General features: G+C 67.1%; 16 protein-coding genes and 1 pseudogene. 7 read left to right on the forward strand and 10 right to left on the reverse strand.

The window, feature by feature from the left end:
- The first annotated feature begins 137 nt into the window (after positions 1-137).
- Complete coding sequence (locus CJ028_RS16740; protein WP_105036351.1) at positions 138-1,223, forward strand: NAD(P)-binding domain-containing protein; 1,086 nt, start codon at positions 138-140, stop codon at positions 1,221-1,223.
- A gap of 6 nt (positions 1,224-1,229) precedes the next feature.
- On the opposite strand, the gene CJ028_RS16745 is transcribed toward CJ028_RS16740, so the two are convergent.
- The 4 genes from CJ028_RS16745 to CJ028_RS16760 form a co-directional block, all read right to left on the reverse strand.
- Complete coding sequence (locus CJ028_RS16745) at positions 1,230-3,371, reverse strand: APC family permease (protein ID WP_240607373.1); 2,142 nt, start codon at positions 3,369-3,371, stop codon at positions 1,230-1,232.
- Positions 3,372-3,755: 384 nt separating this feature from the next.
- On the reverse strand, positions 3,756-4,496 hold the full coding sequence (locus CJ028_RS21530; RefSeq protein WP_240607374.1) for a PadR family transcriptional regulator: 741 nt from the start codon (positions 4,494-4,496) through the stop codon (positions 3,756-3,758).
- Complete coding sequence (locus tag CJ028_RS16755; protein ID WP_105036352.1) at positions 4,493-5,374, reverse strand: DUF4097 family beta strand repeat-containing protein; 882 nt, start codon at positions 5,372-5,374, stop codon at positions 4,493-4,495. The genes CJ028_RS21530 and CJ028_RS16755 overlap by 4 nt, the downstream gene beginning before the upstream one ends.
- An 88-nt stretch (positions 5,375-5,462) precedes the next feature.
- A complete protein-coding gene (locus tag CJ028_RS16760; protein WP_105036353.1) occupies positions 5,463-6,257 on the reverse strand; it encodes a CPBP family intramembrane glutamic endopeptidase in 795 nt (264 codons plus the stop codon).
- Between the two features lie 126 nt (positions 6,258-6,383).
- Here CJ028_RS16760 and CJ028_RS16765 point away from each other — a divergent pair, with 126 nt between their 5' ends.
- Positions 6,384-7,550, forward strand: coding sequence for a M20/M25/M40 family metallo-hydrolase (locus CJ028_RS16765; protein WP_105036354.1), 1,167 nt, complete (start codon positions 6,384-6,386; stop codon positions 7,548-7,550).
- Here the strand turns inward: CJ028_RS16765 and CJ028_RS16770 are convergent.
- Positions 7,537-7,995 (reverse strand): pyridoxamine 5'-phosphate oxidase family protein, encoded by a 459-nt coding sequence (locus CJ028_RS16770; RefSeq protein WP_105036355.1) that lies wholly within the window; start codon positions 7,993-7,995, stop codon positions 7,537-7,539. The genes CJ028_RS16765 and CJ028_RS16770 overlap by 14 nt on opposite strands.
- A gap of 157 nt (positions 7,996-8,152) precedes the next feature.
- On the opposite strand from CJ028_RS16770, the gene CJ028_RS16775 reads away from it, so the two are divergent.
- Positions 8,153-8,557 carry a TipAS antibiotic-recognition domain-containing protein gene (locus CJ028_RS16775; RefSeq protein WP_105036356.1) on the forward strand — a complete coding sequence of 135 codons (405 nt, stop codon included), beginning with the start codon at positions 8,153-8,155 and terminating at the stop codon, positions 8,555-8,557.
- 9 nt (positions 8,558-8,566) lie between these two features.
- Here the strand turns inward: CJ028_RS16775 and yczE are convergent, their stop codons facing one another.
- Positions 8,567-9,181 carry a membrane protein YczE gene (yczE, locus tag CJ028_RS16780; RefSeq protein ID WP_105036357.1) on the reverse strand — a complete coding sequence of 205 codons (615 nt, stop codon included), beginning with the start codon at positions 9,179-9,181 and terminating at the stop codon, positions 8,567-8,569.
- A 63-nt stretch (positions 9,182-9,244) separates the two neighbouring features.
- On the opposite strand from yczE, the gene yczR reads away from it, so the two are divergent.
- A complete protein-coding gene (gene yczR, locus CJ028_RS16785) occupies positions 9,245-10,705 on the forward strand; it encodes a MocR-like transcription factor YczR (RefSeq protein ID WP_105036358.1) in 1,461 nt (486 codons plus the stop codon).
- Positions 10,706-10,740: 35 nt separating this feature from the next.
- Complete coding sequence (locus tag CJ028_RS16790; protein ID WP_105036359.1) at positions 10,741-13,980, forward strand: efflux RND transporter permease subunit; 3,240 nt, start codon at positions 10,741-10,743, stop codon at positions 13,978-13,980.
- A gap of 175 nt (positions 13,981-14,155) precedes the next feature.
- On the opposite strand, the gene CJ028_RS16795 is transcribed toward CJ028_RS16790, so the two are convergent.
- The gene (locus tag CJ028_RS16795; RefSeq protein WP_105036360.1) at positions 14,156-15,727 is read right to left on the reverse strand and encodes a M23 family metallopeptidase; all 1,572 of its coding nucleotides are present in this window, start codon (positions 15,725-15,727) and stop codon (positions 14,156-14,158) included.
- A 216-nt stretch (positions 15,728-15,943) separates the two neighbouring features.
- Positions 15,944-17,527, reverse strand: a complete 1,584-nt coding sequence (gene hutH / locus CJ028_RS16800; protein ID WP_105036361.1) for a histidine ammonia-lyase — start codon at positions 17,525-17,527, stop codon at positions 15,944-15,946.
- Between the two features lie 98 nt (positions 17,528-17,625).
- Between hutH and CJ028_RS16805 the strand changes: the two genes are divergently transcribed.
- A complete protein-coding gene (locus CJ028_RS16805; RefSeq protein ID WP_105036362.1) occupies positions 17,626-18,393 on the forward strand; it encodes an IclR family transcriptional regulator in 768 nt (255 codons plus the stop codon).
- 91 nt (positions 18,394-18,484) lie between these two features.
- Here the strand turns inward: CJ028_RS16805 and CJ028_RS16810 are convergent, their stop codons facing one another.
- Positions 18,485-19,642, reverse strand: coding sequence for an alpha/beta hydrolase (locus tag CJ028_RS16810; protein ID WP_105036363.1), 1,158 nt, complete (start codon positions 19,640-19,642; stop codon positions 18,485-18,487).
- Positions 19,643-19,779: 137 nt separating this feature from the next.
- Positions 19,780-20,241: a GNAT family N-acetyltransferase gene (locus CJ028_RS16815; protein ID WP_105036364.1), complete on the reverse strand. Its 462-nt coding sequence runs from the start codon at positions 20,239-20,241 to the stop codon at positions 19,780-19,782.
- A 258-nt stretch (positions 20,242-20,499) separates the two neighbouring features.
- On the opposite strand from CJ028_RS16815, the pseudogene CJ028_RS16820 reads away from it, so the two are divergent.
- Positions 20,500-20,995: pseudogene (locus tag CJ028_RS16820) on the forward strand (DEAD/DEAH box helicase); the annotation flags it as partial.

Here is a 20,995-nt window from a genome sequence, read left to right on the forward strand (position 1 = left end):
GATGCCAGGCCGAGCGAGTCGTGAGACCCTCGGGATTTGCCGAACGGAATGTGTAAAAACTAGAGTTTAGTTTAGCATGGTGGGCCTTGCGCCCCGCGGACGCCGTTCGCAAGGCTAATCCGTAGGAATGGGGTGGCATGACGGGCAATGTCAGCGTGCCCATCGTCATCATCGGCGCCGGCCAGGCCGGGCTATCCGTTGGTTTCTACCTGCGCCGGTTCGAGCTCGTGGCAGGCCGGGACTTCATTATCTTCGACCGAGGACCGGGCACCGGCGGCGCCTGGCAGCACCGTTGGCAGGCCCTGCATCTCGGGTCGGCGCACCGCGTAAACGACCTTCCCGGTATGAAAGAGCTCGGCCTGAGCTTTGACACGGCCGACCGAAATCTGCCGGCCCGCGACGTCGTCAGCGACTACTACCGTGACTATGAGCAGCACTACGAGTTGAACGTGGTGCGTCCGGTGACCGTGACCAGCGTGGCGCCGATGAAGTCCGACCTGGTCGTGTCCACGAGTTCACCCGTCTTCGGCGACCAGAAGACCAACGCGCGCATGATCGTTAATGCGACCGGCACCTGGGGTGCGCCGTTCGTGCCGCATTACCCGGGCGCGAACACCTTCGAGGGAACGCAGGTGCACACGGCCAACTACGTCTCGAGCGAGACGTTTGCCGGCCAGCGGGTAATCGTTGTCGGCGGCGGCACGTCGGCGATCGGTTTTCTGCTCGAGCTCGAGGGGGTGGCGAGCGACCTCACCTGGGTGTCACGTCGACCGATCGACTTCAGTCACACCGACGAGCTCGCCGAGGTGACTGCCGTCGCGGCCGTGATGCAACAGGATCGCGCAGCCCGCGCGGGCAAGGCCCTTCCCAGCATCGTCAGCGGTACCGGAGTGCCGGTCACCCGCCGTATTGCGGCCGGCATCGACCGTGGACTGCTCGTGGCGCGCCCCATGTTCGCGAGAATCGAACCAAAAGGGGTGCGCTGGAGCGACGGAACCTTCACCGAGGCTGACGCGATTGTCTGGGCGTCCGGTTTCCGACCGGAGCTGCGGCACCTGGCCCCGCTTAAACTGCGGGAAAAGGCCGGTGGCGTCTCGGTCGGGTCTGGTGTGTCCTGGACCGACCCGCGCATCTTCTTCGCCGGGTACGGCCCGCAGGCGAGCACGGTGGGCGCCAACCGGGCTGGCCGCATCATCGCGCGGCAGATCATGGCCAAGCTCTAGCAGCCACTATTTGCGTTTGCGCCTTCGTGATGCCGACGGTCGGGACTGCGGCGGAACGGTTCCGACGATTGGGGTCGACTTTGTCGCCCCGTCCACGGTGCCCGCCGGCGGGGCGAGCGGTCGGCGCGACACCGGCCGGGAACGCACCGGCTCGCAGCGACGGTCCTGGCCGGGGATCGGGCGGGAGCGACGGCCGTAGATGAGCTCGGAGGAGTCGAGCAGCCACGGCACGAGGGCGATCGTGACCCCGTGCACGAGCATCAGCTTCTGGCGCAGGCGGCGGGCCTTGTGGTTGTGCAGTAGGCCTTCCCACCAGTGGCCGACAATGTAGATGGGGGTGTATACGGTGATGACTTCGGAACCGTGATCGTCACGACGTCCGCGAATGTAGCTGATCAGCGGCCAGCTGATGTCCCGGTAGGGCGAGGCGACGATACGCAGCGGCACCTGGATGTTCTGTTTGACCCAGGCGCGTTTAAGCTCCTTGGTCTCGGCGGTGTCAATGGAGACATGCACCGCTTCGAGGCTGACATGCCGCGCGGCGATGGCGTAGTCGAGGGCCTTCAGCACCGGCTTCTGCATCTTGCCGACGAGCACGATTGCGTGGTCGCCCTGCGAGCCGAAGGTCGTGATCGGGTCGACCTCGATCTCCTTGGCCACGTCCCGGTAATAGCGGTTGACGCCCATCATGAGAAAGAACAGCACCGGCATCATCACGAACACCAGCCACGCGCCGTGGGTGAACTTCGTCACGGTGACGACGATAAGCACGACGCCGGTCAATGCCGCGCCAAAACCGTTGATCGACAAGCTCAGAATGATCGAGCCTCGGTTCGGCGGATTCTTCTTGAGAAGTTTCAGCCAGTGTCGCACCATGCCGGTCTGGCCAAGCGTGAACGACACGAAAACGCCGATGATATACAGCTGAATAAGCACCGTGAGGTTGGCCCGGTAGACCACCATGATCATGCAGGCGGCGAGGGCGAGCAGCACAACCCCGTTGGAATAGATGAGACGGTCACCCCGGGTGCTGAGCGACTTCGGCGCGTAGGAGTCGCGGGCGAGCACCGATCCGAGCAGCGGGAAGCCGTTGAAAGCCGTGTTCGCAGCGAGCAGCAGCACGGCCGCTGTGGCCGCCTGCAGTACGAAGAACATGATCGAGAAATCGCCGAACGTTGCCGCGGCGACCTGAGCGATCAGGCTGCGTTGCGGAGCTGTGGCGCACTCGGCCCAGCCGATCAGGTCGCAGGCGCGCTCCGCGTAGTGCACCTGGGAGATGAGGGCGAGGGTCGTCAGCCCGACGAACAGGACGATGGCGATGCCGCCCATGAGGGTGAGCGTGCGCTGGGCGTTCTTGATCTTGGGGTGTTTGAACGCTGGCACCCCATTGGCGATCGCTTCCACGCCGGTGAGGGCGGAGCATCCGCTCGCGAAGGAGCGCAGCAGCAGCAAGATGAAAGCGGCCTGCGCGAGGTTCTCGCCCTTCACGTCATAGCCAGCCGATTCGGCCACCGGCGCATCGCCGAGCAACGCGCGAACAAGGCCGACGACGATCATGAGCAGCACGCTGCCGATGAACAGGTAGGTCGGAACGGCGAAGGCCTTGCTTGACTCCCGTACGCCGCGCAGGTTGGCTGCCGCGAGCAAGATGATGAACACGACGGCGAGTTCGACGCGCAGGGGGGCCAGCGACGGTATCGCCGAGATGATGTTGTCCACGCCGCTGGCGACCGACACGACCACGGTCATCACGTAGTCCACCAGCAGAGCGGATGCGACGACCAAACCGGCCTTCTCGCCCAGGTTTTTGTGGGCGACCTCGTAGTCACCGCCGCCAGAGGGGTAGGCCTTGATCAGCTGGCGGTAGGAGGCGACCACGACGACGAGCAGCACGACGACGACCGCGGCTACCCACGGCGCGAAGCTCAAAAAGGCGAGCCCGCCGAGGGTGAGGATCATGAGGAGTTCTTGCGGCGCGTACGCCACACTCGATAGCGGGTCGCTTGCGAAGATGGGCAAGGCGAGGTGTTTGGGCAGCAGTTGGCCGTCCAAATGCTCGGTGGGAAGCGGATCGCCGATGATCCACCGCTTGGGTGAACGACTTTCCGGTACTGGGGCGCTCGCCTCGGGTGTCACGAGGGACGACATTACACCTACGGCGACCCCTGTCAAATCCCTGGGTGTTCTTGGGCGTTTCCTCGGGTCCGAAACAGGTGCGTGTGGGCCGCGACGACGAGGGGCGAGACACTGCACGCTGCGAAGCACGGGCAATCGACGCGACCCAATCCTTGGAGCCGAGCCATCTCGCCGACGTATTCAGCCGCTCTGGCACTGGATCGGGCGCGAGCGCAACGCAACATGTCTCTGGAACGTCCCCATCCGTTGGTCGAGCCCGCCGAGACCGCCATCGGCTGGCGCAGCTGTGTCTGCGGAAGCCAACCATTCCGGTAGTCGAGATCACTGACAGGCTCGATCCAGGTCCTGCCCACGAGACCGCCATCGGCTGGCGCTGGCGATCTCGGGGAGGCGGGGCTACGGGTGCAAGGTCGCCAGGATGCTCGCGCGCACGTCGGCGAGCTGCCGCCGAAGTGACGGCACAGTGTCCGATGGAACGACCGATCGAGCCGCCTGCGTTCGGAGGTCCGTGCGGAGCTGCTGCCGGAACTCGTTCAGCACCATGTCGGCCTCCCGTAGGGCCTGCGTCGATTCCTGGCGCGCGCCCCCGGCAGCCTCGGCCGGGACGTTGTCGGTCGCAGCATTGGCGGTCGAGGGTTCGGCTGGCACTCCCTCTGTCGGCGTCGGGTGGGAACGATGCCAGGTCGACGACCCCGTTGGATCCCAGGATTCAGGCGTGCCGTCGTAGCCGCGCGTCGGCGACGACGCGTCGCGGGCCTGGCGGGCGGCCGAGGCGAGGTCGGCGCGCAGGGTCTTCATGGCGGAGTTGACGCCGGTACGCACCTGATCGGCGAGCCTGCGCACCGAGTCGGTCACCTCGTCTTCGATCGCGCCGAGTTCGCCCTCGCGGGCGAGCAGCTCGGCGCGGCCGGCGTCGGTGATCTCGTAGACGGTCTTGCGGCCATCCGCTTGCTTGGTGACGAGGCCTTCCTCCTCGAGCTTGGCCAGCCGCGGGTAGATCGTGCCGGCGCTCGGGCTGTAGGTCCCGCCGAAGCGGTCGCTGAGTGCCTGGATCAGCTCGTAGCCGTGCCGAGGTCGCTCATTGAGCAGGCTCAGCAGGTAGAGCCGCAGGCTGCCGTGGGCGAACATGGCACTCATGCCGGGTCCTGGGGAGAGTGGGTGTCGGAGGCGGGCGCTGCGGCATCCGCTGTCGTGGTCGATGCGGTGCTCGTGGATTCGCTGCGCACGACCGAGATATCGCCGGACACCGAGTTGGAACGCATGTCGACCCAGCTGCCGTCGAGGGCGCCCGTGGAGCCCTCGTAACCCTTGCCGAACGCGGTGCGCACGGTGTGATCATCAAGCTGCAGCGTGCCGGAGAGGGTATTGAGGTGGTACCTTGCGGCGACGCCCGGCTCGAGCCGCACCGTGAGGTTGCCGCTGACCGAGTTCGTCACGATCTGGTCTGGCGTGCCCGTGACGTCGAGGAACACGTTGCTCGAAACCCCGTCGAGCGTGAATTGACGGATGCTGCCGCTCGCCGTGATATCGCCGGAAACGGTGTGCACGACCAAGGCTCCCACGTGGTTGCGCACCGAGATCTCACCGTTCACCGCATTGAGTTCGAGGTCGCCCTGAACGTCATCGATGACGAGATCGCCGGAGACAGTGCTGAGTTTGGCGTCATTGCGGAGGCCAGAGACGAGGGCATCGGCCGAGACCACGCCGAAGCGCAGCGCGACATCGCGGGGGACCGAGATGCTCACCTCGGCCCGCGCGGTGCCGCGGAACGAGGCGAACACCTCGATGAAGTTGTCCCAGCGCAGCTGCGGGTGGTCGATTTCGAGGCGGTCGCCATCCATCGAGATCTTCAGGTCTTTGCCGGTGACGCCGTGCACTTCGATGCGAGCGCCGGGTTCGTCATGGCCGATGATGTCGACCGTGCCGGCGATGAGACCGACCTTGAGCTTGCGCACCAGCTCGACATCAATGATTTTGGTTTGCCCGGGGGCGACCAGCCATTTTTCCAGTGACACTGGGTTGTCCTTTCAGAAGGGTGAACTCGCGCTATATCGCGAGTTCTGAAGGCCACGATATATCGCGTTCCTGTGACACGCAAGAGGGTCAATATAGAAAGATGTCAAGCCACTGGCGATTGTGGGCGTGCACGAGCACGAGAAACACCACCACGTCGAACAGAAGGTGCACGCAGACCACGTAGGTCAAGGAGCGGGTGCGGGCAAACGTGTAGCCCTGCAGCAGCGCGAACGGCACGGTCAGCAACGGACCCCACGCCTGGTAGCCGAGCTCCCAGAGAAATGACGAGAAGATCACGGCCTGCAGAATGTTGGCCTGCCAGTCGGCAAAATGCCGCCGCAGCAGGGCGAACGCGATGCAGATGAAGAACAGTTCGTCCCAAATGCCCACGAAACCCACGCCCACGAACAGCCGGGCGATCTCATCGGGCGCGGTCACGGTCGGCCAGTTCTGGTAGGCGCCGCTTCCGATGAAATAGGTCGGCAGAATCAGGTACCCGAGCAGCAACACGATCGGCAAGTACGCCCGTTCCAGGGTGGTCCAGCGTTGCCCGGTGCGAATCGGAAACCGGATCGTGTGGTCCTTGAAGTAGTAGCGCGAGAGCAGGTAGGGCACGAGTACCGCGAGGCTCAGCACGGTTCCCATGACGGCGATGTTCGGGTAACTGATGTTCGCCTCGACCGAGATCGTGCTGATGATGCCGAGGCCGACGGCAATGAGCAACAGGTCGCGAAACAAAGCCCGGTTGATCACAAACGCGAGCACCAGGGCCGCGGCGAGCATGAAGTAGCCGGGAGCCGGCATCCGCAGCGCAAAGAGCAGCACAGCGGATGCGCTCACCAGCGCCGCCGGAATCAGCCCCCACCGCAATGTCTTTGCCATGCTGCACCCTATCCAGAGCAGTTCCCAGTTCCCAGTTCCCAGTTCCGCGAGAGCGGGAAAAATGTTGCTTCAGCGACCCGGAAGCAGCGATTTTCCCGCTCTCGCGGGAGGGCCTAGATTTTAGGGATGACTCGTCTACCCCCGGAGAGCGACCCCGTCGCGATTTTGCAGCAGCTCGTGCGCATCGATTCAGTGAACCCCGACCTCGTGCCGGGAGCCGCCGGGGAGGCCGAGATCGCGGCCTGGTGCGGTGGCTGGCTGCGCCAGCAGGGTTTCGAGGTCACCGTGCTGGAGGAGACTCCCGGGCGCCCGTCGGTCGTCGGCGTGAAGCGCGGCAGCGGCGCCGGCCGCTCGCTCATGCTCAACGCCCACCTCGACACGGTCGGTGTCGCAACCTACGCTGGCGACCCGTTCAGCGGCGCGCGACGGGACGGCCGGGTGTACGGGCGCGGAGCCGTCGACACCAAGAGCGGGCTCGCGGCCATTCTCGTGGCGGCGGCGCGGGCATCCGCTGGCGAGTTGGCCGGCGACGTGATCGTGACGCTGGTCGCCGACGAAGAATTCGGCAGCATCGGCACCGAAGAGGTGCTGCGCACAGTAAGCGCCGACGCCGCCCTGGTGATCGAGCCGAGCAGCCTTGAACTCACCACCGCGCATCGCGGCTTCGCCTGGTTCGAGCTCGGACTGGCCGGCCTGGCCGCACACGGCTCGCAGCCCGAGCTCGGCGTCGACGCCATCTGGCATGCAGGGCTGGCCCTCGCCGCCCTCGACGGACTGCGCCAGCGACTGAACTCGGAACCGGCCCACGCCACGCTCGGTCACGGCGCCGTGCGGGTGTCAAAGATCGCTGGCGGCGACGATGCTGCCACCGTCGCGGCCCGCTGCGTGCTCACCCTGGAACGACGGATGCTGCCCGGCCAGTCCCCCGACAGTATCGAGGCCGAGCTGCGCGCCCTGTTCACCGAGCTGGCCGTTGACGAACCCCAGTTTCAGTTCACGCTCACCCGGCTGGTGGCCCGGGCGGCCTTCGAAGCCGAGCCGCACTGGCCCATCGTGCGGGCGCTCACCGCGAACGCCGAGCGCGTGCTCGGGCAACCAGCGAAAACGCGCGGCGAACCGTTCTGGACCGACGCCGGGCTCATTCTCGAAGCCGGCATTCCCTGCGTGGTGTTCGGCGCCGACGGCGAAGGCTTGCACGCCGATACCGAGTGGGCCGACGCGAAGTCGGTGCGCGCGCTCGCCGACATTCTGACCGGCACGATCACCGAGTTCTGCGGGCCTACAGCCGGTTGATTCGCTGCCACCCTCTGCCCTCATGCCAGGACTCGATGACCAGATGGGTGTTGTCGGGGTCGATGTAGGTGAGCACGACCTCGTGTACGTTTACCTCGAAGCTCGACGTGCGGGGTGGATCCCCTAGTGCTGGCTCGGTCCCGACCAGCTCGCCGGCCAGCTTCGCGTCGCCGGCCCAGTCTGACGGTTGCCCGGCCGATGGTTCCAGGGTGGGCGAGTGGATGGCGACCCGCGGGTCCCGCAGCACGTCGTGCAGCTTGAGCGAATCGGGCATCATGCCCAGAGTGATGCGCTCGGTGTCGAAAACCAGTTCGGTGCCGCTGATCCGCGGGGAACCATCTCGGCGCAGAGAGGCCATTGTCTTGTTGGTGCCCGCATCGAATAGCGCGCGCACCCTTGACGCGAATTGCGGGGAATCCGCCTGAATTTCTCGCCACGTTGCCATGCCATAAACGGTACCCCGCCGCACCGACACGAGCGCTTGACCTTGACGTAGCGTCAAGTCCTCTGGTGGGAGCAACCCGGCAGGAGCGATATGGACTGGCCCATAAACACGATTGACACGCTGAACGGAGAAGAGCAACTCATGGCCGAGAACATGTTTGACGGTTTCGACCACACCAAGGATCGCGAGGAGGTCGAGCAACGCTGGGGGAGCGGATGCCTACCGCCAAGGCGACCATTGGTGGGGCAGCACGTCCACGGCGGAGAAAGCCGCATGGAAGCTGAGCCAGCAGTCACTCGGTGCCGACTGGCAGGCGGCAGCCGTGCGGGGCATCGACCCGGGCGGCGACGAAGCGCAGGACTTAGCGCAGCGGCAGTTCGAATGGCTCCGGGCCATCCCGGGAACGCCGGGCGGGGAAGGACCGGGGCTGGCCCGGGAATACTTCGTGGGGCTCGCCGAGATGTACGTGGCGGACGAGCGGTTCGCGGCGAACTACGGCGGTCAGGTCGGCACTGAATTCGTGCGGGACGCGATGCTTCGGTTTGCAGAGCGGAACCTATAGGCTTCTCGGCTACGGCGCGGGCTCAAGAATCGGCTCGGCGGCGATGACGGGGCGCTTGATCGCGAACAACGGCAGCGTGCGCTGGCAGAGGGGGCCGATCAGCACGGCGAACAGGAGGGTTCCGATTCCCACGTTGCCGCCGAGCGCCCAGCCGATGCCAAGGGCGATCACTTCGATGCCGGTGCGCACGATCCAGATCTTCCAGCCGGTGCGCTTGTGCAGACCGGTCATCAGGCCGTCGCGCGGGCCGGGGCCGAAGTGAGCACCGATGTACAGGCCGGTGGCGACGGCGATGGTCAGGAGGCCAACGGCGAACAGGAGGATGCGCGCCCAGAGGTCGAGGTCGGCGGGAATCAGCCACAACCCAACATCCGCTGCCGGCCCGACGAGTACGGCGTTCAGAAGTGTTCCGGAGCCGGGCTTCTGCCGAATCGGAATCCACAGCAGGAGTACGACGGCGCTGGTCAGAATGGTGATCAGCCCGAAGCCCAGGTGGGTGTGGTTGTCGATGCCCTGGGTGAGCACGTCCCAGGGGGCAACGCCTATGCCGCCGCGCACGATCAGAGCAATGCCGATTCCATAGAGGAAGAGGCCAATAAGTAGTTGCGTGATTCGACGTGTCATAGTTGCCAATCCAATTGCATAACTGGCCTGTTATCAAGAGGCCAATCTGACTAGAGTGGCCTCATGAGTGAGAACCACCTGAGTGCGCGGGGTCTCGACGCCCTGTTGGGCGAGTGGCGCGGCGGAGCGAGCGCCTATCGTGCGTTGAGCGATCGCATCCGCTTGCTGACCCTCGACGGACGGATCCCCACTGACAGCCGCCTGCCGGCCGAACGTGACTTGAGCGAGCGCCTGGGCGTGAGTCGAACCACGGTGACGGCTGCCTATCGCGAACTGCGCGACGCGGGTTACCTGCGCAGTGTGCGCGGTTCGGGCAGTGTCGTGCGTTTGCCGCTGGCGGGCACCCCGAGCCCGACTCCGGACGCCGAGGGCATCCTCGATTTCAGCAAGGCCACAATGCCGGCCCTGCCCGGGCTGGCGGATGCCGCAGCTCACGCCGCCGCCGAATTTCCGCGGCACCTGGGTGACTCCGGTTTCGACCCCGTGGGCATCCCCGAGCTGCGGGTCGCCATTGCCGACCGCTACACCGCTCGCGGCCTGCCCACCGCGCCGGAGCAGGTCATGGTGACCCTCGGTGCCCAGCACGCCATCGCCCTCCTCGCCCGCGTGCTCGTGGGCCGGGGAGACCGCGCCCTGATCGAAACGCCGACGTATCCGCACGCGGCCGAGGCCCTGCGTGCGGCCGGTGCCCGCCTCGCCGCCGTGAACGTGTCGGTCGGCGGGCCGCAGGACGACCCGGACACCCGGGGCTGGGATGAAGCCGGCCTGCTGCAGACCCTGCAGCGCAGCAGCCCGGTCGTCGGCTACCTCATGCCCGACTTTCACAATCCCACCGGCCAAAGCATGCCCGCCGAGCAACGCGAACGGGTGGCCTCCGCCGCTGCCGACGCGTGCACGATGCTCATCATCGACGAGACCATCGCCGAACTCGACATTGACCGCGAGGGCGAGTTTCCGCCGTTCGCGGCCTGCACCGACGTGCGTTCGGCTCCGCGCGTGGTGAGTGTCGGCTCGGTGGGCAAAACCGTGTGGGGCGGCATTCGCATCGGATGGATCCGCGCCGAACCGGCGCTCATCAGCAAGCTTGCGGCCTCCCGCTGCACCAACGACCTCGGTACCCCCATTCTCGAACAGCTCATCGTGACGCGGCTGCTCGCCGAGATGCCCGCCATCCTGGCCGGACGCCGGGAGCTGCTGCGAGTGGGCCGTGACCACCTGGAACGCCGTCTCGGCGAGACCTTTCCCGACTGGCAGGTGCCGCACGTCGACGGCGGAATCACCGCCTGGGTGAACCTCGGCAGCCCCGTGAGTTCGCAGCTCGCGCTCGCCGCGCGCAGCCACGGCCTGCTCGTGCCGGCCGGTCCGCGGTTCGGCCTCGACGGTGCCTTCGAGCGGTTCCTGCGAGTACCGTTCTCGCACTCCGTTGCGGACACCGACCGGGCCGTCGACGCGCTGGAGGCCGCTTGGGGGTCGCTGCTGCAGCATCCATTTATCGATACCGGGTACCTGGCCGAAGTGGTCTGACCCGTGCGGCCGGCGCGCACTGGCATACTGAGCGGGTGCATTTTCTTGCGGTAGTAAGCATGAAGAATCGGGCGTTGATCGCCCTCATCACCATTGTGGCTGCCGTGTTCGGCAGCCTGGCCCTGACCGGCCTCAAGCAGGAGCTGATCCCGTCGCTGCAACTGCCGCAGCTGCTCGTGTCCACCAGCTATCCGGGGGCATCGCCGCAGGTCGTCAACGACGACGTCTCGACCCCGATCGAGACTGCCATTCAGGGGCTCGTCGGCCTCGAAACGACGTCGACGACGAGCAACACGAACTCGTCGCTGGTGAGCGCCACCTTCACCTACGGCACAGACCTGGTCAAGGCCGAATCCCGCATTGATCAGGCTATCAACCGCATCAAAAACGCTCTGCCGGCCGATGTCGACCCGCAGGTGATCAGCGGTAGCATCGACGATTTCCCCGTGATCTCCCTCGCGGTCGCCTCGAGTGATACCGTGGCCCTCGCCGACCAGCTGAAACGCAGCGTGCTCGGCGATATTCGCGACGTGGCCGGCGTGCGCGAAGCCGCGTTGGTCGGCGATATCGGACGCCGCGTCACGATCACGCCCAACGCCGACGAGCTCGCCGCCCGCGGCTTCAGCACGCAAAACCTGCGGGATGCGCTGCAGCAGAACGGGTCGCTCATTCCGGCCGGCGCCATCACCGAGGGCGACACGGCGCTGTCGGTGCAGGCCGGCGCAAAGCTCGGGTCGGTCGACGACATCGCCGCACTGCCGCTCGTGACCAGCGCAACCGGTTTCACCGCCAGCACAGCGGATGCCGCCCCCGCGACCATCGGCGACGTCGCCACGGTCGTCCTCGCCGAGAACCCGGTCACGAGCATCTCCCGGGTGAACGGCGAACCTGCGCTCACCATCGCCGTCACCAAGGTTCCCGCCGCGAACACCGTTGACGTGTCGAAGGCGGTGCGCGCGATTTTGCCGCAGCTCGAGGCGGCCGTCGCGCCCGCGACGTTCACGGTCGTGTTCGACCAGGCGCCGTTCATTCAGCAGTCGATCGACGCGCTCACCCAGGAAGGATTGCTCGGCCTCGTCTTCGCGGTGATCGTGATTTTGTTGTTTTTGCTCTCCGTGCGCGCCACGCTCGTCACCGCGATCTCGATTCCGACGTCGGTGCTGATCACCTTCATCGGCTTGCAGAGCGTGGGGTATTCGCTCAATATCCTCACCCTCGGCGCGCTCACCATCGCTATCGGCCGGGTCGTCGACGACTCCATTGTGGTGATCGAGAACATCAAGCGTCACCTCGTCGCGGGCGCCGACCGGGCGGTCACGATCGTCTTCGCCGTGCGTGAAGTGGCCGGGGCCATCACGGCGTCCACCATCACGACGGTCACCGTGTTCCTGCCCATCTCCTTCGTGGGAGGGTCAACCGGCGAGCTGTTTCGACCGTTCGCGCTCACCGTGACGATCGCTCTGCTGGCCTCACTGCTCGTGTCGCTCACCATCGTGCCCGTGCTCGCGTACTGGTTTCTGCGCGTGCCGAAGGCCGTCGTGGCCGCCGCGGAGAGCCCCGCCGACCCGGCAGACGAAGTCAGGCCGACCGGGTCGGACGCGGTACCGGTGCCCGTGGCCGTTGCAGTGACCGCAGCGCACTCGCGGCATGCAGCCGCGGTATCCGCTACGACCGGGCTGGCGCCGGACCGGCCAACAGGGCTGTCGGCGGCCGCCGAGGCCGGCGAGAACCCGGGGCGGCTGCAGAAGGGCTACCTGCCGGTGATTCGGTTCACCCTCAAACACGCCGTCGCGACACTGTTGCTCGCCGTGCTCGTGCTCGGCGGAACAGCCGCGCTCGTGCCGTTCATGAAGGTGAACTTTCTCGGATCCACCGGACAGAACACCTTCCGGGTGACGCAAACGCTGCCGGTCGGCAGCAGCCTGGCCGCGCAGGATACGGCATCCGCTTCGGTCGAAAAAGCTCTGCGTGACCTGAGCGGAATCGACATCGTGCAGCTCTCGATCGGCGGAGGGAGCGCCGCGAGCGCGTTCCGCGGCGGGGCGCCCACCTCGAGCGCGGTCACCTATTCGATCACCACCGCCGACGGCGCCAACGCTGATGCGGTGCAAAATAACGCGCGCACGGCCCTGGCCAAACTGGGCGACGTCGGCGAGATTTCGGTGGCTGCGGCGAGCGGTTTCGGGGCCTCGTCCGACATCGCCGTCGATATCACGGCCGCAACGGATGCCGACCTTGAAGCCGCGACCACCTCCATTCTCAGCGCGGTGCAGAAACTCGCCGCCATCAAAGAGAGCGCGAGCACCCTCGCCGCCTCGCTGCCGTACCTTGCCATCACCGTCAATCGGGAGGCGGCGGCCGCGGTCGGCCTGAGCGAATTCGCCCTCGGAACGCTGGTGTCGCAGGCCATGCAGCCGAGCGCGATCGGCTCGATCGTGATCGACGAGACCAGCCTCACCGTGTACCTGTCGGCGCAGTCACCGCCGACGACGAGCGCCGAACTCGCGACCCTGCAGATTCCCACCCGTACCGGGGCGGTGGCCCTGGATACCCTCGCGACCGTGAAACAGGTCGAGGGTCCGAGCACGCTCACGACGGCGAAGGGGCTGCGCACGGCGACCGTTTCGGCGACCCCTGCGAGCGATGACCTGGGTACGGCGAACGCACAGCTGAACCAGATGCTCGCCGACACGACGCTGCCGACCGGGGCCACCGCGACCCTCGGCGGGGTGAGCGCCGACCAGGCCGAGGCTTTTGCGCAGCTCGGCGTAGCGATGCTCGTGGCCATCCTCATCGTCTACATCGTGATGGTCGCCACGTTCCGGTCACTGCTTCAGCCGCTGTTGCTGCTCGTGTCGGTGCCGTTCGCGGCGACCGGGGCGATTGCACTGCAGGTTATGACCGGCATCCCGCTCGGGGTGCCGTCACTCATCGGCGTGCTCATGCTGATTGGAATCGTCGTGACCAACGCGATCGTGCTGGTGGACCTGGTCAACCAGTACCGGCGGCGCGGTCTCTCGGTGCCCGACGCCCTCGTGGCCGGTGCCAGTCGGCGGCTGCGGCCCATTCTGATGACGGCGCTCGCCACGATCTTCGCCCTGCTGCCGATGGCGATCGGCCTCACCGGTCACGGCGGATTCATCTCGCAGCCGCTCGCCCTCGTGGTCATCGGCGGGCTCGTCTCGTCGACCGTGCTGACCCTGATCGTGCTGCCGGTGCTCTACCTGCTGGTTGAGGGCACGCGCGAGCGGCGGGCGGTGCGTCGGGCCGGCTGAATTCGGCCAGGGGCGGCTGGTTTCGTCGGGGTGCTGTTCACAAGTGCGGAAATTCCGAGCGGCAGCCGCGAAATTGTCCATTCTCGCCGTCGAAGGGTAGAGTCTCCGCGGTTATGCACGGCACCCTCGATACGCACAGCCAGAATGGCCCGCCTCGGCATCAAAAACGATGCCGTCAGCTTCCGAGAACGACGCCGCGGTTCAGGAAAAATGGCTGCGGGTCGATGCGCACGCCGTCGACCCGAACCTCGAGGTGGGAGTGGCAGCCGGTGGACAGGCCGGTGCTGCCGACGCTGCCAATCTGCTGGCCGGGGGTAACCCGATCACCGGCAGCGACCAGGGTTTCACCGCTGGCGAGGTGGGCGTAGCCCGTCTGCACCCCCTCCCCATGGTCGATCAGGATCCAGTTGCCATAACTCCCCACGGAGCCCGCTGCCCGCACGATTCCCGACGTGGCTGCAAAAACGGGTGCCCGACAGCTCGCCCCGATGTCGGTGCCGTAGTGGAACGCGCCGACTCCGGGGAGCGGGCGAGTCGGGCGTGGCCCGTAGGTATCCGTTATTGCACCGTGCACCGGGTTGGCCCAACCTTGCGCGCTGAGCTGGCCGACGTCGGTGCGAATGATCGGGCGCACGTCGAGTGCGGCCAGGCTGGCGGCTGCGGTAGCCGCCAGCGATGCTGCCGCGACTAGTGCCACCCCCGCGGCCTCGAAGTCGCTCGTGGCCGCGTCGAGGGTTTCCTGGCTGGCGTCAACCGACACCGTGCTCGCTGCGGCGCGCGTCTCGGAATCTTGCCGGTTCAGCCGGTCGGCGCGCGCTGAGTCGGCCTCGGCGCGCGACTGGATCGTCTCGATGTTTTCGGTGACGCGGCCCAGCTGGTCGAGCGTGCTGAGCTGATCGAGCACGTTGCCCAGCGAGTGCCCGCCGAGGAAGACGTCGGCAACGCCGGCGCCGCCTTGTTGCTGGGCGAGCTTGCGCGCGAGTACCGCGAAGCTGCGCCGTGAGACGGCCGCCTGCTGCGAGGCCTCGAGAGCGAGGCGGTGCACGAGGGAGGCGCGACCGAGCGCGATCGTCTGGCTCGCCCGCGTTGATTCCAGGTCGCTGTGCGCGGTGTCCAGCGCGACCTGCGCGGTCTGCGAGCGGGTCAGTGCGGTCGCCAGTGCTGCGGCGCGTTGCACGGTCAGATCCTGGGCAGCGGCGCGCTCGGCGGCCACCCGCGTGGCGGTGGCCCGCTGCGCCGCGAGTGCCAGGGCGGCGGCCTCGCGTGCCGTCGCTTGAGCGGATGCTGCGGCCGCGGCCTGTGCTGCCGTTGCGATGGCATCGGTGGGAGTGACCGGGTTCAGGTCGGTGGTCGGGTCTGGGGTTGGCTCTGGAGTCTCCGTCACCGGTGGGATGGGACCATCACTCGGTTCCGGGGCGGGCGCCTCGGTCGGGGTTGGCGTCGGAGTCGGTGTGGGGGTCTGTGTCGGCTCCGGTGTGGGCTGTGCGGTCGGTTCCGGGGTCGGCGCGATGGTCGGTTCAGGTGCGGGGTCAGGCATGGGCGGCGACACGGGTTCTGGCGTCGGCGCCATTGGCGCGGGCGTCGGCGCAGGCGTCGGTGCCGGCTCCGTCGTCGCGCTGACAACGGGCGTCGGCGTGGCCGACGAATCCGCTGGCAGGCCGTCGGCGCTCGCCGCGGTCGGTGCGCCGAACAGTACGAGTGCCGTGACAACGACCGCGGCGAGCCAGCCGTCGCGGCGTCCCAGCATCCGCTTAACACTGGCCCGACGCCGCGGTTTCGCTCGCTCGAACCACACTGTGCGTCGGTGTTTGGCGGGTGGCAACATTTTGGGGACCTGATCCATTTCGGGTAATGGATTTACGCGGCTCGGGCGGGCCAGCGTGGCGCAAGTATGGCACGGCACCGCAGTGCTTACAACGGGTTGGAGGCGTTGTGCAAGGTCGCTACAAGGTTGGCCGAATTTTCATGCCAATCCGGTTCCGGCAGCCCAGCGCACCGCGCCAGACGCCACGAGCGCCACGATCCCCTCGATTTCGGGGGAGAGAAAGCGGTCGTGCCCAGGGCCGGCGGCCACGGTGCGCACGAGGTCGCGCACCGCTCCGGTCGCCGCCGCCGGGGTGAGCGGCGCCCTCAGGTCGAGCGATCGAGCGGCGGTCATGATCTCGATCGCGAGCACACGGCCGAGTCCGTCGAGCGAACGGCGCAGCTTGCGGGCGGCATGCCAGCCCATTGACACGTGGTCCTCCTGCATCGCCGACGACGGAATCGAGTCAACGGAGGCCGGCGCGGCCAATCGCTTCATCTCCGACACGATCCCGGCGGCGGTGTACTGCGCGATCATAAGCCCGGAATCCACACCCACCTCGTGCGCGAGAAATGGCGGCAGGCCCTTGCTGCGGCTGGCATCGAGGTGGCGGTCCGTGCGCCTCTCACTCATGCTCGCGACATCCGCTGAGGCGATGGCAAGAAAGTCGAGGACGTAGCCGAGCGGAGCGCCGTGAAAGTTGCCGTTCGACATCACGCGCCCGTCGAGGGTAACGACCGGGTTGTCGATGGCGCTGGCCAGTTCGCGGCCGGCCACCAGGGCGGCGTGGGCGGCGGTGTCGCGCGCGGCTCCGTGCACCTGCGGGGCGCAGCGCAGCGAGTAGGCGTCCTGCACAGACGTGTCTTCCGGCCCGGCATGGCTCGCCAGCAGGCCCGAGCCGGCGAGCAGCCGGCGCAGGTTCGCGGCGCTGTCGGCCTGGCCGAGCTGGGGCCGCAGCTGCTGCAGATCGGCCGCGAAGACGGCATCCGTTCCGAGCAGGGCCTCGACGCTCATGGCCGCCGCGATGTCGGCCGTCACGAGCAGGCGGGCGAGGTCGTCGAGGGCGAGTACGAGCATGCCGAGCATGCCGTCGGTGCCGTTGATCAGGGCGAGGCCTTCTTTTTCGGCGAGCACGACTGGTGCGATGCCGGCAGCGGCCAGGGCATCGCCGCCGCTGACCAGCGCGCCGGTCGCATCGCGCGCCTGGCCCTCGCCCATCAGGACGAGGGCGCAGTGGGCGAGCGGAGCGAGGTCGCCGGAGCAGCCGAGGGATCCGTATTCGTGCACGACCGGCGTGATCTGGGCGTTCAGCACGGCGGCGTAGGTCTCCGCGGTGGCCGGCCGCACGCCGGTGCGCCCGGTCATCAGGGTGCCGAGGCGCAGCAGCATGAGGGCGCGTACGACCTCGCGTTCTACCTCGGGGCCGCTGCCGGCGGCGTGCGAGCGCACCAGGCTCGCCTGCAGCTGGGCGCGTCGGTCATTGGTGATGAACGTCGTCGCGAGGGCGCCGAAGCCGGTGGAGATGCCGTAGTGCGGCTCGGTGTCGGCCGCGAGGGCATCGATGATCGTTCGGGTCGTCGCGACCTCGCCGAGACTGGCCGGGTCGAGGGTGACGTGTGCATTGTGGCGGGCAACGGCGATCACGTCGGCAAACGAGAGTGCTCCGGCTCCCACAACAATGCTCGAAGCGGATGCCCCGTTCGGGTCGGTCAGGTCGGTTTCGGGCGTGGTTGCAAGGCTCATGCTTCGATTGCACACCCTCGCGGAGCCAGGCGACAGAGCGATACGCTGGACGGTGTCTGGCATACCGGACACAGGCATCCGCTCTGAAGGGAACGCAGATGGCGTCGAAGGTTCCAGCCGCGCAGGGCACACTGCGCGTTCTGACGCATCTCGCCGCCCAGCGCGGGCCAATCCCCGCGGTGGCCCTCGCCAGTGCGCTCGGCCTGCCGCGCTCAACGGTGTACCAGTTGCTCGACGTGCTCGTGGCCGAGGGTTTCGTGGTGCACCTGCCCGAGGAACACCGCTACGGGCTCGGCATCGCCGCCTTCGAATTGAGCTCGGGGTTCAGCCGCCAGGAACCACTCTCCCGCCTCGGCCGCCCGCTGATCGCCCAGCTCGTCGACCGGCTCGGGGAGAGCGCACACCTCGTGGTGCTGCACGGGCGTGATGTGATCTACCTGGTCGAGGAGCGTGCTCTGCATCGCCCTTCCCTCGTTTCCGACGTGGGGGTGCGGCTGCCCGCCCACCTCACCGCGAGTGGACGTGCCCTGCTCGCGGCGCTGCCCGCCGCCCAAGTGCGCGCACTCTACCCGAACCAGGCTGCGCTCGAACAGCGCGACGGCCGCGGCCCGCGCACCCGGCTCGAACTTCGAGCCGTGCTCGACCGCGTCAAAACGGATGCCTACGCCACCGAAAACGGTGAGATCACGCCCGGCATCGCCTCCGTTGCGCTCGCAGTGCACGACCACGCCGGCTGGCCCGCCGCCGCCATCGCGGTGACCTTCGCGCACGACCGGTTCCCCGACGCTGACTGGCCGGCGCTCGCCGAGACCGTGGCGGCGACTGCGGCGGAGCTGTCCCGCCGGATCGGCGGCCGGCCGCGCTGAGCGCGCACCCCTTACGGACCTCGCGGCACTCGTTACAGCTGCGGGCGCTCGGTGCTAGGGGTGCCCCAGCACCAACGAGTGCCGCCACCGTCTACCAGCCCAGTTCGGCGTGCAGGAAGGCCGCGACCCGGGCGCGCATGCCCGCGTCGAGGATGCCAATCGAGTGCAGGTCTCCGGGCACGACCACGAGCTCGGTGCGAATGCCGAGGCTCTCCAACTGAGCCGCGAAGTCGGTCGACTGGCTCAACGGAATGAACTCGTCCGAGGATGTGCCAATGAACACCGGCGGGTCGCTGCGGTCGAGCCGACTCGATGCCGAGGCCTCCACGGACTGCGCGCACCGGTTGATGTTCTCGCAGCCGAGGTAGTTGCGGGAGATGCGAGTGAGCCCGTCGGAGGCATTGACCAGCCCCGTCGCCCGCAGATCGACCGGCCCCGACAGCTCGGCCACTGCGGCGATCCGTGCATCGGCCGTGAGCGCGCCGCGGCCGCTCGTGCCGAGCAGCGCAACGAGGTTGCCGCCGGCCGACCCGCCGAACGCCCCGATGTGGTTGGGATCGATGCCGTATTCCTCGGCGTTGTCCAGGTCACGTACCCATTCCACGGCGAGCTTCAGATCGTCGATCGCGGCCGGAAAGACGGCGTCGGGAACCAGCCGATAGTTCACCGAGTAGGTTACGAACCCCTCACTCGCCAGCCATTCGCAGACCAGCCGCCAGTCGCTGTTGCCCTTGTCGCCGCGGGCCCAACTGCCGCCGTGCACCGAGATGACGGCCGGCAGCAGTGCTCGCTCAGCAGCGGATGCCGTGGCGTCCGACGGTTCCGCAGCCTCGGTTTCGGTGCCGGTGCCCGGCAGAACGGTCGCGGCAGTGTCGGCATCCGTCGCGTCAACAGAATCTGTGTTAACAAAAGCGGTGGCCGACGGGTCGGGGGTGCTGGTCGATCGTGGGGGAGCCGGCGAACAGACGTCGAGGGTGAGCAGCGCGCCGTCGGATTGCGTGCCGTAGACCACATCGGTCGTGACGGTCACGTTGTCGCCGGGCATAAAGGTGCGGATTCCCACGACGTCGTTGGTGGTCAGCTCGCTGGCGCGCGCGGCCGGATCGTCGGGAGCGACGTCATACAGGTCGACCCGAAAGCCGGCCAACAGACCAGTGGCGACGATCGCCACGCTGGTCGCAATGAGCGCGATGCTCCCGCGGGTGAGTCGGCGTTGGCTGCGCGGGGTCGGGCGTCGTGCTCGTGTCACTGACGCCCCCGGATCGTATCTCGTCGATTCGAGACTAGGCGCATCCGCTGCGGCCACCGAATCGCGGCCGGCCGACCCGGTGCTGCGATCGCCGACAGTGTGGTCAGGAACGCCCTCACCGACACGCGCCGCTTTAGTCAGAGGCTTTTGGCGAAGCAGACGCTGAGCTCTTCGCCGATGTACGGGCCGAACAGCTCGATTTGCTGGTAGCCGCGACCGCGGTACAGCGCCATGGCAGCGTCTTGCAGCGTGCCGGTCTCCAACGCGAGAGAGCGGATGCCGCGGCTGGCGGCATCCGCTTCGATGCGGTCGAGCAGGCGGCCGGCCACACCGCGGCCCCGGACCTCGGAGTGCACGAACAGTCGCTTCAGCTCGGCCGTGCCAGGGGAGTCCAGCGGAACCAGAGCGGCCATGCCGCAGGCGGCACCCTCCGCGTCGCGGGCCACGTACACGGTGACGCCCGGACGCTCGAGTTCGTCAGTATTGAGCAGGAACGTGTTCTCCACTGGGTAGAGCGAGTACGCGAACACGGTTCCGGCGGCGAGCAACGCCTCGACGTCGGCCTGCCGGGGCGGCTCGATATTGATCGAAATGGTCATGTCACCAGAATATAGCGAGGCAAGTGCACCCTTGTGCGTGACATTTCAGGAAGCTTCCGGTAACGTAGACAAGTCGGCTCTTGACACCGCGCTGTGCGCGGATGGGTTTGTAAGTCAAGTTGGGCCGGTTTCCCAGTAATCCGCTGGTGAAAAATCACTGTATGTGAACGGCCCCGACCAAGATTGCTCGGGTTCTCAGTTACGTCGCATGTGCGATGTTGTTCTGCCATGTACTGAACACAACCCAGAGATATTTTTATGCCTCAAGGCAATTCGCACAACTCTACCGTCGGTCGTAATGGTAAGAACTTCGATCCCAAGTACGCCAAGGGTGGATCGGGCCACGGCGGTTCCAACAACGCCGGCAGCAAGAGCCCCGGACACCGCGGCTACCGCGCTGACGAGGGAGCCCCTAAGAAGCAGCGCTGGAACGCCGACGAGCGCGCTGCGCGTTCGAACGAGCGCCCCTCGAGCGAGCGCCCGGCCTATGGCTCGCGTTCCGTTCGACCCGAAAACGGTGGCCGCACCAACAGCGAGCGCAACGAGCGCCCCGCCTACAACAACGACCGTCCCCGCACGGATCGTCCGGCCTACAACAACGACCGTCCGGCCCGCACCGAGCGTCCGTCCTACGGTGACCGTGCCCCGCGCACCGACCGCCCGGCCTACAACAACGACCGCAACAACGACCGTCCGTCGTATGGTGACCGTGCCCCGCGCACCGACCGTCCGGCCTACAACAACGACCGTCCCC

It is taken from the genome of Cryobacterium aureum (assembly GCF_002954245.1).
Taxonomy (GTDB): Bacteria; Actinomycetota; Actinomycetes; order Actinomycetales; family Microbacteriaceae; genus Cryobacterium; species Cryobacterium aureum.